Genomic DNA, 13,276 nt, shown 5'->3' with positions numbered 1-13,276 from the left:
TGAATTCAGTTCAAAGGTATTTGGACATTACCTCCAAGCGTCGCGCAAGCAGGCTGTTCCTTGCCGCGGCGGAGGCCGTGATCGGCCGATCCGCCGCTCCGATCCCGGGCGGGGAAGCGCCCGCCGGCCATGCCGCTTGCTCTGCCTGTGCGATCGAGCACACCGGCTCCGCGCCGTCGATGGGAATGACCGGATATCAACGGAGGTCGCGGCGGCGCAATGCCGGCGCACCCGATCGGGACGCGGAGCGAAGCCGGCCGTGCCCGCCTCGAACAACGGCTTGGGTGGTTGAAGAGACGCATGCGATCAGTGCTTCCGTTCGATGATGGCGCGGCTGCGCCAAGCCCGGTCGATGCAGGCCGGCGCGACGGCGAGGGCGGCGCGGCGCCGGGACGCGGCCACCGGATGCCGCGGGCCGGGCTTGTGCCCGCGACAACGGCAAGGCCTCGCTTCTCCGTTCCGGTTTGAGGCAAAGACCTGTCCATGGCCCCGTTCACCTCGCTTCACATCTCGGCCGACGCCCTGCCTCCCCACGACTGCGTGGAGGTGCTGCGGGAGAATTATGGCCGCACCATCCTGAAGGTCGACCTCGAGCCGTTGCGGCGCGAGCAGCCGCGCATGGACGTGCGGCTCTGCGCCATGCCCGGCCTGGGTATCGTTACGGGCTCGTCCTCACCGTTCAGCGCCCACCATACCGTCCGCCATATCGACAGCGACGACCTCGTCCTGCTGGTGGCCATCGGCGGCGCCAGCGTGATGAAGCATCGCGGCCGGGAAGAGCGGATCGCGGACGGACAAGCCCTGCTGACGACCTGCGCCGAGGTCGGCTCCAACACGATGCAAACCAATTTCAGCTGCGTGAATCTGTGCATGCCCGCCAATCTGCTGGAACCGCTGATCGACGACCTGTCGGCCACCCTGATGCGGCCCATCCCCGCCGACAACGAAGCCCTGCGGCTGCTGGTGAGCTATGTCGGCCTGCTGCAGGACGCCAAGGCCTTCGCCACGCCGGAACTGCGCAGCCTGGCCGTGAGCCATGTCCATGATCTCGTCGCCCTTGCAGCCGGCGCCACCGCCGACGCAACGGAAACCGCCAGGGGCCGGGGCGTGCGCGCCGCCCGGCTCAGGGCGATCAAGACCGACGTCGTCGCCAATCTCGGCAGCCGCGACCTGTCGGCCGAACGGGTCGCCGCACGCCACGGCCTGTCGGAACGCTATTTCCGCAAGCTGTTCGAAGCCGAGGGCCGATCCTTCTCCGACTTCGTGCTGGAGCAGAGGCTGGCGCGCGCCCATCGCATGCTGGCGAGCCCGCGCTTCGCCGACCGCTCGATCAGCACCATCGCCTTCGATGTCGGCTTCAACGACCTGTCCTATTTCAACCGCACCTTCCGGCGGCGCTACGCCGTCACGCCGTCCGACGTGCGCGTCTCAACTCGCGGCGCGTGAGGACGCGGCTCAGTCGCCGAGCGGTTCCATCTCCCGCCCGGTCCGGTGGATCTGGGCATTGTACTTGATGCGGCGCACCGCCTCGCGCGCCGGCCCGTTCATCATGTAGCCGGTGGCGACCGCCATCAGGTCGATCGCCGCCAGCAGCGCGAAGCGCGACGCGGTCGGCTTCAGCGTGTCGGGATATTCCGGCACCGCGACCGCCAGCCGGATGGCGCAGGCACGCGCCAGATCGGTTTCCGGCGCGGTCACGCCGATCGTCTGGGCACGGTAGTGCCGGGCAAGCTCGACCGCCTCGATCACCTCGCGGGTGCGGCCCGTCTGGGAAATGGCGATCACCACGTCGCCCGGCCGCAAGGTCGAGGCGCTCATGCGCATGAGGTAGGGATCGCACTGGGCGCTGACGGGAATGCCATACCGGAACAGGCGATACTGGGTCTCCTGCGCCAGGGCGGTGGAACTGCCGCCGAGACCGAACACCGCCACCTGCCTGGCCTTGGCCAGAGCCTCGGCCGCCATCAGCACCTGGGCCGGGTCGAGTTGCCGTTCGGCCTCCTCCAGGGCGCGGCGCGCCTCGCCGAACACGGCGGTCCAGAACGGCATGCCGCCCTCGCCGCCGGTCGCCGGCGGCCGGCTGAGATAGAGCGCGCCGACGACCAGGCTCTGCGCCAGCTTCAGCTTGAAGTCGCGCACCCCCTCGCAGCCGATGGCACGGCAGAACCGGGTGACGGTCGGCTCGCTCACCGCCGCCCGCCGCGCCAGCGCGGCGTTGGACGCGTCCACGGCGAACTTGACGTCGTCGAGCACCACGTCGGCGACGCGGCGCTCGGCCGGGCGCAGATCAGGGTAGCAGTCCTTCACCAGCGAGATGATGTCGGGAATGCGCCCGACCTGCTCCTGCGCTCCCGGATCGCCGCCCGCCATCTGCCGTCCGCCGCCATCAGCCTCGGTCATCAGCGAGCCCCATTGTGCAGGGTCGGCGGCTGCCACGTGTCCGGCGCACCCAATCGGCGCAAGCAGTATGTAGGAAAGCAACATCACCTTCAAGCAAACATAAATTCAAACCATTCCAACGATTTATTGCACCGCACACAATCACGGCGTGAAATGATTCCGCTCATGCCTTGACAGCCAAGTTGGATAGTTACAGGCTTCGCCTGCCGATGGGGGACCCGCCGGGCCATCGCGCGATCTTCGAGGGGCGCATGAACACGGGCGACGCAGCAACCCCGAAGCTTGACGTGCGGGACGCGACCAAGGTCTACCGCACGGCGTCCGGCGATCTGCCGGCGCTCGACCGCTGCAGCCTCGATGTCAGGGCCAACGAGATCGTCTCGATCGTCGGTCCGTCGGGCTGCGGCAAGACCACGCTGCTGTGGTCGATGTCGGGCCTGCACGGGCTGACGAGCGGCGAGATCCTGCTCGACGGCAAGAGGATCGTCGGCCCGCATCCCGACATCGGCCTCGTCTTCCAGGAAGCCAACCTGCTGCCCTGGCGCAATCTCGACGCCAATATCCGCTTTCCCTTCGAGATCAAGGGCACGCAGCCGGATCGTGCCTGGATCGCCCATCTCCTCGACCGGGTCGGGCTCGACGGGTTCGGCGGCAAGTTCCCGCGCGAACTGTCCGGCGGGATGCAGCAGCGCGCCGCCATCGTCCGTGCCCTGGCGCTGAAGCCCTCGGTCCTGCTGATGGACGAGCCTTTCGGCGCACTCGACAGCTTCACCCGCGAGGAGATGAACCGACTGGTCGAGGAGATCTGGCTGGAGACCAAGACGACCATCGTCTTCATCACCCACAGCATCGAGGAAGCCATCTTCCTGTCCGACAAGGTGGTGGTGCTCAGCCCGCGGCCGGGCCACGTCGCCCGCGAATACCGCGTGCCGTTCCCGCGGCCGCGCTCGCTGGAGATCATGGCGACGAAAGAGGTCTTCGACCTCACCAACACCATCAAGCTGGACATCGTCGGGGAGCGGGCCGGCCTGGCATCGCGCTCCCGGGCGCAGGCCGGAACCGTCAGCCGAGGACTCGTGTCGTGAGCGCAGGCGATCCTATCCCCGAATTCTCCAAGGCCCGGGCCGGCGAAGGCGGCGAGGTCAGCCTCACCAACCTGTCGGCCTTCGCCGGCGGCCCCGGCGTCAAGTCGGGCAAGGAGATCCTCGCCATCCTTGCCGTGGCGGTGGTGGTGATCGGCGGAGCCGAGCTGGCGCTGCGCCTGTTCAAGGTGCCGCACTACATCATGCCGCCGCCGAGCCTGATCGCCCTGGCGCTGGTGGACGAGTTCCCTTTGATCGCCCCGCATCTCGGCCACACGCTGGTCGAACTCCTCTCCGGCTTTGCCATCGGCGCTGTCGTCGGCCTGGTGCTGGCGGCGGTGGTCACCCAGTTCCCCTTCGTCGAGAAGATCATCGCCCCCTACATCCTCTTGCTGGTGACCACGCCGATGCTGGCCCTCGTGCCGCTGCTGATCCTGCGCTTCGGCTTCGGCTACACGCCTCGCATCATCGCCGTGGCGCTGGCGGCCGGGCCGATGGTGATGATCAACGCCGCGACCGGCTTTCGCCGCGTCGACAGCGCCAAGATCGCCCTTGCCCGCTCCTACGGCGCCAGCACCCTGCAGATTTTCTGGAAGATCCGGGCGCCGATGGCGCTGCCGATGATCCTGGTCGGCCTGATGATCGGGGCGATCTTCGGCCTGCTGACCGCGGTGGGCGCCGAGATGGTCGGCGGCGGCTTCGGGCTCGGCAACCGGCTGACCACCTATTCATCCATGATCCAGATGCCGCAATTCTTCGCGGTGGTCCTGATCCTCTCCATTCTCGGCATCCTCATCTACACCCTGTTCTTCCTGATCGGGAAGAAATGGGCGAGCTGGGAAGCGTGAGCGGAGAGCGCGCAGCCCGCCGGCAGCGGCGGGTCAACGACAACAGCAACCGACAGGAGGGGAAATGCCATGACCACGAACAGTGCCATCCGTCGCAGCGCGGGAATGAGCCGGCGCTATTTCCTGCAGGTCGGCGCCGGCGGCGCCGTGACCGCCGCCGCGATCGGCGCAGCCGGATACCCGACCGCTGCCGCGGCCGCGCCCTATGAGACGTTCACCTGGATCTCGCCGCGCGGCACGCTGGAAGTGCTCGACGACTATCCCTACTGGGCCGCCAAGAAGCTCGGCTATTTCGGCGATCTCGCCACCGACATGCAGCCGGGTCCCTCGGACGGCACGGCGACGGTGAAGTTCGTCGATGTCGGCCAGGCCGACATGGGCTTTCCCTCGCCGGGCGTGTTCTCCTTCGCCATCCAGAACGGCATGAAGCTGAAATCCGTGTTCCACATGGGCGCGCGCGACACGTTCAGCTTTGCCTTCCGCAAGGGTCAGGGCACCCGGAACCTCAAGGACCTGGAGGGCAAGACGATCCTGCTCGGCTCGGCCGCCTGGCAGGCGATCACCGATCCGCTGCTGGCCTCCCAGGGCGTCGATGTCAAGAAGGTCAAATATGTCGAGGCGGGCTGGCCGACATGGGGCACGGCGCTCGCCGGCGGCCAGGGCGACGCCGCCCTCTCCTGGGAGGGCCTGCGGGCCGAATGGATCGCCACCGGCCTCGACTTCGAATACTGGCTCGGCGTCCAGAATTCGAAATTCCCGGCCAACACCTTCGTGGTGCGCACTGCAGACCTCGAGGATCCCGACCGCAAGGCCTTCCTGGAAAAATATCTGCGGGGCTGGGCCATGGGCCTCGAATTCGGCTACCAGAACCCGCGAGCTGCCGTCGAGGCGGTGTTCGAGCAGTTCCCCACCCTGGCCAAGAACCTCGGCCCCAAGCTCGGCACCACCTCCATCCTGCAGCAGATCAACGTCTTCCGCGGCGACATGGACAAGCGCCAGGGCTGGGGCTGGCACGACATGGCGAGCTGGCAAGGCTTCTTCGACACCATCCATACGATCGGCCAGATCACGACGCCGGTGAAGGCCGAGGACGTGCTTACCAACGAGCTGATCGGCCCGGCGAACAGCTTCGACAAGGCCAAGGTCAAGGCCGATGCCGACAGCGCCAAGCTGTCGCCGGACTTCGCGGCGCTCGACGTCGACGGGATCAAGGCGCACCTGTTCGACGCGGCGATATGAGCCGGGACGGACCGGCAGGAAACACCGGCCGGGGCGGCGCAAGACGCGCCGCCCGCGCCGATATGCAGGCAAGGATCGGGAGGAAACGATGTCCGGCAAGGTGAGAATTCTGGTGGTCGGCCTCGGCAACATGGGGGCCTCGCACGCCAGCGCCTATCATCGGCTCGACGGCTTCGAGATCGTCGGCCTGATGAGCCGTGCGATGAAAAGCGCCAAGGTCCCGGCCGGGCTGGAGGGCTATCCGCGCTATGAGGATTTCGACGAGGCTCTGCGCGAGGCCAGGCCCGACGCCGTCTCGATCAACAGCTGGCCCAACACCCATGCCGAATATGCGCTGAAGGCGATCGACGCCGGCTGCCATGTGTTCATGGAAAAGCCGCTCGCCACCAACATCGAGGATGCCGCGAAGGTGGTCGCCGCCGCCCGGGCCAGGAACCGCAAGCTGGTTCTCGGCTACATCCTGCGCGTCCATCCCTCCTGGATCAAATTCATCGAGGTTGGCAAGACCCTCGGCAAGCCCCTGGTGATGCGCCTCAACCTCAATCAGCAGAGCAGCGGCGCGGCCTGGTCCTGGCACAAGAACCTGATCGACTCGCTGATCCCGATCGTCGACTGCGGCGTGCACTATGTCGACGTGATGTGCCAGCTGACCGGAGCCAAGCCCGTACGCGTCCACGGCATCGGCGCCAAGCTGTGGGCGGATGCCGCCAAGCAGAATTACGGCCACCTGCACGTCACCTTCGACGACGGCTCCGTCGGCTGGTACGAGGCTGGCTGGGGCCCGATGATGAGCGAGACCGCTTATTTCGTGAAGGACGTGATCGGACCCAACGGCGCAGTCTCGATCGTCGCCGGGCAGACCCAGAGCACGCACGAGGCCGAGGAACTCTCCGACAGCGCCGATATCGACCGGCACACCAAGACCGATGCGATCCGCATCCACCATGCGGCCGTCGGCCCGGACAAGACCTTCGCCAGGCCGGACGAGATCCTCAGCATGGAGGACGAGCCCGGCCATCAGGAGCTCTGCGACCGCGAGCAGGCCTTCTTCCTCAGCGCCATTCGCGAGGATCTGGATCTCACCGAGCAGATGGACGCGGCGGTCAACAGCCTGCGCATCGTGCTGGCGGCCGAGCAGAGCATCGCCGAGCAGCGCGCGATCGATCTGGCCTGACGCGCCGGCCGGGGGGCGTTCCCGGCGCCAGGACATCGACGGCGCGACCGTCCGGCCGCGCCCAAAGCATGAATGGATCCGGGGAGGAAGACATGGCCGCTGCCACCGAAAGCCTGCTGCGAACCTATGCGGAGGCCGACGCGCTGGAACTGGCCGGGCTGGTGCGGCGCGGCGATGTCTCGCCGGCCGAACTGGTCGAGGCCGCGGTCACGCTGATCGAACGGCTCAATCCCAGCCTCAACGCCGTGGTCCACCGTCTCTACGACATCGGCCGCGCCTCGGCGGCCACGGTCGATCGCAGCGCCCCCTTCGCCGGCGTGCCCTTCATGCTCAAGGAACTCGCCTCGTCCTGGGCCGGGACGCCGATCACCAATTCCTGCGCCTATCTCAAGGACGCGGTGGCCACCGCCGACAGCGAGTTGGTGCGCCGCATCAAGGCGGCCGGTCTGATGCTGGTCGGCAAGACGAACGCCCCCGAAAACGGCTGGTCGATCTCCACCGAGCCCAAGCTCTACGGCGTCACCCGGAATCCGTGGGCCGAGGGCATCACTGCCGGCGGCTCCAGCGGCGGCACCGCTGCGGCGGTGGCCTCGCGCATGGTGCCGATCGCCGAAGCCAGCGACGGCGCCGGCTCGATCCGCGTGCCGGCCTCGTGCTGCGGCATCGTCGGCCTGAAGCCCTCGCGCGGCCGCGTCACCCTCGCGCCGTTCGGCGACTACTGGTACGGCGGCGCCTATTTCCTGTGCGGCACCCGGACAGTGCGCGACACCGCCGCCTATCTCGATGCGGTGGCCGGCGCCCTGCCGGGCGATCCCTACACGCCGCCGGTGCCGGAGGGCAGCTGGCTGACCCTTTCGGCGCAGGCGCCGCGCCGGCTGCGCATCGGCTTCACCGTCACGCCGCCGAACGGCACGGCGATCGACCCGCAGGTGAAGGCCGCGGTGCTGGCGACCGTCGCCACGCTGGAAGGGCTCGGCCATGGCGTCGAGGAGCATGACATGCCGTTCGATGCCGACGCGGCGTGGAAGACCTATACGCGCATGACCTGCGTGCAGACGGCCGCGACGTTCGGAGCCCTGGCGGCCCTGGTCGGCCGGCCGGTGACGAAGGATGACGTCGAGCCGGTGACCTGGGCGATCATCGAGCGCGGCCGGGCGACCAGCGGCATCGCCCATGTCGGCGACGTCGAGCAATTGCGGCAGATCGGTCGCGCCATCGTCGGCGATCTCCATCCCTACGATCTGTTCGTGACGCCGACGCTGACCCAGTTGCCGAGGCCGATGGGCTATTACGACATGTCCGAAACCGATCTCGACCGCTACAATGCCAAGTGGACCGACGCGGTCTTCGCCTTCCCGTTCAACCTGTCCGGCCTGCCCGCGATCTCGCTGCCGCTGGGCTGGGCGCAGGGCGACATCCCGATCGGCGTGCAACTGGTCGGCCGCTACGGCGACGAAGCGACGGTGCTGGCCGCCTCGTCGCAGCTCGAGCAGCAGATGCCGTGGAAGCACCGCAAACCCCCGGTGAGCGCCTGATTTCCGCCAGCCCCGGACATGGGAGCCGCGGCATGCCGATGTCCGGGGGAGCGCGGCATTTTTGCGCTTGCCGCGCCCGCTGCCGCCTGAGACGCTGCAGCTTCACTGCCCCCGGCGCGCCCGCGCCGCCGAACGGCCGCCAGGCCGAAGCTGAGAAGATTCCCGCCCGTGACAGCAGCCAAGCTCGGCCAGTCCACCGACGATGTCGATTCGCGCTACGCGTGGCTCCGGCTCGGCCTCTCCCTGATCGTCGGCACCACGGCCTGCGTCGGCACCTGGTCCGTGGTCGTCGCGCTGCCGGCGATCCAGGTCGAATTCGACACCTTGCGCGGCGGCGCCTCCCTGCCTTTCACCCTCACCATGCTCGGCTTCGCCTTCGGCGGCGTGGCGATGGGCCGGCTGGCCGACCGCTACACCATCGTCGCGCCGATCGAGCTCGGCGCCGTGCTGCTGCTCGCCGGCTATGTCCTCGCCGCCCTTTCGACCAGCCTGTGGCAGTTCGCGCTCGCCCACGGCCTCCTGATCGGCGTCGGGGCGGCGGCCGGCTTCGCCCCGCTGATCTCGGACCTGTCGCACTGGTTCCGCCGGCGACGCGCGCTGGCCGTGGCCATGGCCGCCTCCGGCAGCTACCTCGCCGGAACGGTCTGGCCGCTGATCATCCAGCATTTCCAGACGACGCAGGGCTGGCGCGCCACCCATGTCGGCATCGGCGTCGTCGCCGCCGCCATCATGATGCCGATCGGCCTCCTGCTGCGCCGGCGGCCGGCGGCGGGCGCCATCGCCGCGGCCGAAGCCGCCACCGCGGCGGCGCGCGGCCAGCTCGGCCTGTCGCCGAACAAGCTGCAGGGACTTCTCACCATTGCCGGCTTCGCCTGCTGCATGGCCATGTCGATGCCGCAGGTCCATATCGTCGCCTATTGCGGCGACCTGGGCTATGGCGTGGCCATCGGCACCCAGCTCCTGTCGCTGATGCTCGGGCTCGGCGTCGTCAGCCGGCTGGCCGCCGGCGCGGTCGCCGACAGAATCGGCGCCGGGCCGATGCTGATGCTCGGCTCGGCCATGCAGGCCCTGGCGCTGCTGCTCTACCTGTTCTTCAACAGCCTGTCGTCGCTGTTCGTGATCTCCGGCCTGTTCGGCCTGTTCCAGGGCGGCATCGTGCCGATGTACGCGGTGATCATCCGCCAGTTCCTGCCGCCGCGGGAAGCGGGGACCCGCATCGGCCTGGTGCTGATGGCGACTGTGCTCGGCATGGCCGTCGGCGGCCTGGCGGCGGGACTGATCTACGACCTGTCCGGCTCGTACCGCATCGCCTTCCTGCACGGCTTCCTGTGGAATTGCGTCAATCTGGCGGTGGTGGCCTGGCTGCAGCTCCGACCGCGGGCAAGGGGTCGGTCCGCGGCCACGGCCTGAACGACGGCGCGCCTCGCGGCGCCGCGCCGGGCGGGCTCTTGTCTGAGCCGAGCCGGGAACCAGATAAGATCCCTGGCCGCGAGGGCCGGGGATCACCGCGCCGCCGACGGGGCGGCACCGACGGGGGATGAGCGTGACGGGCGCGCAGGCATTGTTCGGCCGGTTTCTGCGGATGGGCTCCGCCACGATTCTGGCGGCTCTTCCCGCGGGCCTCGCCTGGCCGGGGGCGGGGCAGCAGCCGGCGGCGGCGCATCCGTTTGCGCCGCTCGCCGCGGTGCTGCAGAGCCCGCGCTGCCTCAACTGCCACCGCAGCGACGACCGTCCGACCCAGACCGACCTGATGCGCGTGCATGCCTTCAACGTCCAGCGCGGCACCGACGGCCGCGGTGTGCCGGGGATGCGCTGCGTCGCCTGCCACACCGAGCGCAACAACGAGCGCATCGGCATACCCGGCGCCCCGCATTGGCAGATGCCGCCGCGCTCGATGGGCTGGCAGGGCCTGTCCCAGGCCGCGCTGTGCCGGGCGATCCTCGATCGCGCCAAGAACGGCAACCGCAGCCCGCAAGCCCTGTTCCAGCACCTGAATTCGGACCCGCTCGCGCTGTGGGCCTGGATGCCGGGCAAGGAGCGCACGCCGCCGCCGCTGTCGGTGGAGGAGACGCGGCAGGCGCTGACGGCCTGGATCGCCGCGGGAACACCCTGCCCGGACGAGAAGGCCGCCTCGCCATGACGCCGTCGCGTCGCAGCCTGCTCAAGGGGATCGGCGCCGGGCTGACCGTGCTCGTCGTCGGGCACCTGGACGGCGACATGGTGCTGGCCGAGGCTGCAACACACGACGCCCCGACCCCGATCAACGCCTGGATCGCCATCGGCGCCGACGGCCGGGTCAGGTTGCAATGCGCCCATTCGGAAATGGGCCAGGGCATCCTCACCACGTTCGGCGCGATCATGGCCGACGAGCTCGGTGCCGACTGGGCGCGCTGCGACGTGGTGTTCTCGCCGGCCGGCGAGCCCTACCGGCACCCCGTCTACGGCTGGCAGTTCACCGGCAATGCCGAATCGATCCGTTCCTACCATGCCCTGATCCGCCGCATGGCCGCGGCCGCGCGGGAGATGCTGGCGGGGGCGGCGGCCGAGCGTTGGGGCGCTCCGGTCTCGGCCCTGCTTGTCCGCGACAGTGCCGTGCACCACCCGGCCGATGGCCGCTCGCTCGGTTTCGCCGAGCTGCGGCTCGCGGCGGCGGCACAGCCCGTGCCGGCCTCGCCGCGGGTGAACCCCGAATCCGAGTGGCGCCTGGTCGGCCATGGCCGCTCGCTGCCGCGCCTCGATATCCCGGCCAAGGTCAGCGGCGAAGCGGAGTTCGGCATCGACGTCAAGGTGCCAGGCATGGTCCATGCCGCCGCAAGCAGCGGCCCGGCGATCGGCAGCGCGATCGCCGCCCTCGACGACCGGGCGGCCCGGGCCATGCCCGGCGTTCTCGCCGTGCTGTCCCTCGGCAACGTCGTCGCCGTGGTGGCCGAGCACTATTGGCAGGCCCGGCTCGGGCTCGAAGCCGTCGAGGCGACCTGGCGGAACGGCACGGCGCACGACGACGCCAGCCTCGCTCGCCTCTACGAGGACGCCTTCGCCGACGGGCCGGACTGGGCGGTCGCGGAGGACAAGGGCGAAGCGCTCAAGGCGCTGGACGGCGCGCCCGACCACCCACAGGCCGCCTATGTCTCGCCCTGGCTTGCCCATGCGCCGATGGAGCCGATGAACGCCACCGTGTCGGTCAGGCCGGACGGAGCGACGGTGTGGGCGCCGACGCAGGGCATGCAGATGACGCAGGTGGTCCTGGCGTCCGTGCTGCAGCTGCCGCCCGAAAGCATCACGATCCACCGCACCTATCTCGGCGGCGGGTTCGGCCGCCGGCTGCTGGCCGACTTCGTCGCGCAGGCGGCGCTGTGCTCCAGGGCGGTGGGCCGGCCGGTGAAGCTGATCTGGTCGCGCGAGGAGGATTTTCGCCAGGACTGGTATCGACCGGCCTTCGCGCTCAGGCTCAAGGCTGCGCTCGACGGCGAGGGCATGCCGGCGGCGCTCCACCACCGCCTCGTCGCCCCGAGCATCCTGTCGGCGGTGACGCCGGCACCGCTGAAGCCCGGCATGGTGGACGAGCTCTGCGTCGAAGGGCTGGTCGGCCATCCCTATGCCATCGCCGGCCGGCGCATCGACTATCGCATGCTGGAGACCGGGATCCCCGGCATGGTGCTGCGCACCACCGGCCATGGCCCGAACAATTTCGCGCTGGAATCCTTCATCGACGAACTGGCGCATCGCGGCGGCCACGATCCCTACCGCTATCGCCAGCGCCTGCTGGCGGCAGAGCCGGCCGCCCTCGCCGTGCTGGACCGGGCCGCCGAGCTGGCCGACTGGGACCGCAAGGCGCCGGGGCGCCATCTCGGCATCGCCTTCGCCGAATGCTTCGGCTCCTGCCTGGCGCAGGTGGCGGAGATATCGATGGACGGCGAGGCCTTCCGCATCCACCGCATCGTCTCGGTGTGCGACCCCGGCCGGGTGCTGGACCGGATCAACGCGGCCGCGGCCATCGAGGGCGGCGTGGTCTGGGGCCTGTCGGCCGCGCTCTACTCGGAGATCACCTTCGACAAGGGCGCCCCGCGCGAGACGAACTTCCACGGCTACCGCGTCGCCTCCCTGCCCGATGTCCCCGAGCTCGTCACCGACTTCCTGGAGAACCGCTCGGCGATCGGCGGGCTCGGCGAGGTCGGTCCGGTCTGCGTGCCGGCGGCGTTGTGCAATGCCCTGTTCTCGGCGACCGGCATCCGCCATCGGCGCCTGCCGCTGGCGAGGGCGGGCGTGGTCAGCAGCTTCGGAAAAACCGCCCGGTGAGGTCCCCATGGCCGTCTTCGACCTCTCGCTCAACGGCGCCCGCGCTTCCGTCGACGTCGATCCGTCGACGCCGCTGCTCTGGGTGATCCGTGACCATCTCGGGCTGACCGGCACGAAGTTCGGCTGCGGCGTGGCCCAATGCGGCGCCTGCACCGTGCTGCTCGACGGAGAGGCGATCCGCTCCTGCAGCTACACCGTGGCCGACGCGGCCGGCCGCGCCGTGACCACCATCGAAGGCGTATCGCAAGACGGCCCGTCGCGGCTGCAGCAGGCCTGGATCGAACACCAGGTGCCGCAATGCGGCTATTGCCAGCCCGGCTTCATCATGGCCGCAACGGCGCTGCTCGCCCGCGTCCCCCGGCCGACCGCCGGCGACATCGACGCCGCCATCACCAATATCTGCCGCTGCGGGACCTATGCCAGGATCAGGGCGGCGATCCTGAGCGCGGCCGGCAACTGAGCGGATCGTCATGTCGCCTAGGCAGGTTCTCCCGAACCTGCCTACACTTAAGACACTGAGCGGCATTGATTTTGCATGAAAAAACGCAAAATCAATCGTGGAGAGAGCCACGAGAGGCTGCTTAGCAAGCGCAAGCCATTTCCGGCATGCCGGGCAGGGTTCCTGACAAATGGTGGCCGCGGTCGGCGAATACGGACGGGACCATGAAGGCCGCGCATGGGCGGCAAGGAGCCGATCATTCC

The 13,276-nt window shown here is 69.1% G+C and carries 11 protein-coding genes; 10 read left to right on the top strand and 1 reads right to left on the bottom strand.

Annotated elements, in window-relative coordinates:
• Positions 1-483 precede the first annotated feature (483 nt).
• Positions 484-1,446: a helix-turn-helix transcriptional regulator gene (locus AC27L4_RS04890; protein ID WP_487140844.1), complete on the top strand. Its 963-nt coding sequence runs from the start codon at positions 484-486 to the stop codon at positions 1,444-1,446.
• Positions 1,447-1,455: 9 nt separating this feature from the next.
• Here the strand turns inward: AC27L4_RS04890 and AC27L4_RS04885 are convergent, their stop codons facing one another.
• Complete coding sequence (locus tag AC27L4_RS04885) at positions 1,456-2,400, bottom strand: MurR/RpiR family transcriptional regulator (RefSeq protein ID WP_487140842.1); 945 nt, start codon at positions 2,398-2,400, stop codon at positions 1,456-1,458.
• Positions 2,401-2,651: 251 nt separating this feature from the next.
• On the opposite strand from AC27L4_RS04885, the gene AC27L4_RS04880 reads away from it, so the two are divergent.
• From AC27L4_RS04880 to AC27L4_RS04840, 9 genes are all read left to right on the top strand, one after another.
• Entirely contained in the window at positions 2,652-3,485 is an 834-nt protein-coding gene (locus AC27L4_RS04880; protein ID WP_487140841.1) for an ABC transporter ATP-binding protein, read from the top strand.
• Positions 3,482-4,330, top strand: coding sequence for an ABC transporter permease (locus tag AC27L4_RS04875; protein WP_487140839.1), 849 nt, complete (start codon positions 3,482-3,484; stop codon positions 4,328-4,330). The genes AC27L4_RS04880 and AC27L4_RS04875 overlap by 4 nt, the downstream gene beginning before the upstream one ends.
• Before the next feature lie 69 nt (positions 4,331-4,399).
• Positions 4,400-5,569, top strand: coding sequence for an ABC transporter substrate-binding protein (locus AC27L4_RS04870; protein WP_487140837.1), 1,170 nt, complete (start codon positions 4,400-4,402; stop codon positions 5,567-5,569).
• An 88-nt stretch (positions 5,570-5,657) separates the two neighbouring features.
• A complete protein-coding gene (locus tag AC27L4_RS04865; protein ID WP_487140835.1) occupies positions 5,658-6,743 on the top strand; it encodes a Gfo/Idh/MocA family oxidoreductase in 1,086 nt (361 codons plus the stop codon).
• Between the two features lie 92 nt (positions 6,744-6,835).
• Positions 6,836-8,278 carry an amidase gene (locus AC27L4_RS04860; RefSeq protein ID WP_487140833.1) on the top strand — a complete coding sequence of 481 codons (1,443 nt, stop codon included), beginning with the start codon at positions 6,836-6,838 and terminating at the stop codon, positions 8,276-8,278.
• Between the two features lie 168 nt (positions 8,279-8,446).
• Positions 8,447-9,688 (top strand): MFS transporter, encoded by a 1,242-nt coding sequence (locus AC27L4_RS04855; RefSeq protein ID WP_487140832.1) that lies wholly within the window; start codon positions 8,447-8,449, stop codon positions 9,686-9,688.
• Positions 9,689-9,815: 127 nt separating this feature from the next.
• The gene (locus AC27L4_RS04850; RefSeq protein ID WP_487140831.1) at positions 9,816-10,418 is read left to right on the top strand and encodes a hypothetical protein; all 603 of its coding nucleotides are present in this window, start codon (positions 9,816-9,818) and stop codon (positions 10,416-10,418) included.
• Positions 10,415-12,574 (top strand): xanthine dehydrogenase family protein molybdopterin-binding subunit, encoded by a 2,160-nt coding sequence (locus AC27L4_RS04845; protein ID WP_487140830.1) that lies wholly within the window; start codon positions 10,415-10,417, stop codon positions 12,572-12,574. Before AC27L4_RS04850 ends, AC27L4_RS04845 begins: the two co-directional genes overlap by 4 nt.
• A 7-nt stretch (positions 12,575-12,581) precedes the next feature.
• Positions 12,582-13,034, top strand: a complete 453-nt coding sequence (locus AC27L4_RS04840) for a (2Fe-2S)-binding protein (RefSeq protein WP_487140829.1) — start codon at positions 12,582-12,584, stop codon at positions 13,032-13,034.
• Positions 13,035-13,276 lie beyond the last annotated feature (242 nt).

Source organism: Labrys sp. Lb11 (assembly GCF_057554225.1).
This window is presented reverse-complemented; position numbering and strand designations above follow the sequence as displayed.

Coding starts and splice junctions, on each gene's coding strand:
- AC27L4_RS04890 (WP_487140844.1), top strand. CDS start 484: ATGGCCCCGTTCACCTCGCTTCACATCTCGGCCGACGCCCTGCCTCCC.
- AC27L4_RS04850 (WP_487140831.1), top strand. CDS start 9,816: ATGAGCGTGACGGGCGCGCAGGCATTGTTCGGCCGGTTTCTGCGGATG.
- AC27L4_RS04865 (WP_487140835.1), top strand. CDS start 5,658: ATGTCCGGCAAGGTGAGAATTCTGGTGGTCGGCCTCGGCAACATGGGG.
- AC27L4_RS04870 (WP_487140837.1), top strand. CDS start 4,400: ATGACCACGAACAGTGCCATCCGTCGCAGCGCGGGAATGAGCCGGCGC.
- AC27L4_RS04880 (WP_487140841.1), top strand. CDS start 2,652: ATGAACACGGGCGACGCAGCAACCCCGAAGCTTGACGTGCGGGACGCG.
- AC27L4_RS04845 (WP_487140830.1), top strand. CDS start 10,415: ATGACGCCGTCGCGTCGCAGCCTGCTCAAGGGGATCGGCGCCGGGCTG.
- AC27L4_RS04840 (WP_487140829.1), top strand. CDS start 12,582: ATGGCCGTCTTCGACCTCTCGCTCAACGGCGCCCGCGCTTCCGTCGAC.
- AC27L4_RS04860 (WP_487140833.1), top strand. CDS start 6,836: ATGGCCGCTGCCACCGAAAGCCTGCTGCGAACCTATGCGGAGGCCGAC.
- AC27L4_RS04885 (WP_487140842.1), bottom strand. CDS start 2,400: ATGACCGAGGCTGATGGCGGCGGACGGCAGATGGCGGGCGGCGATCCG.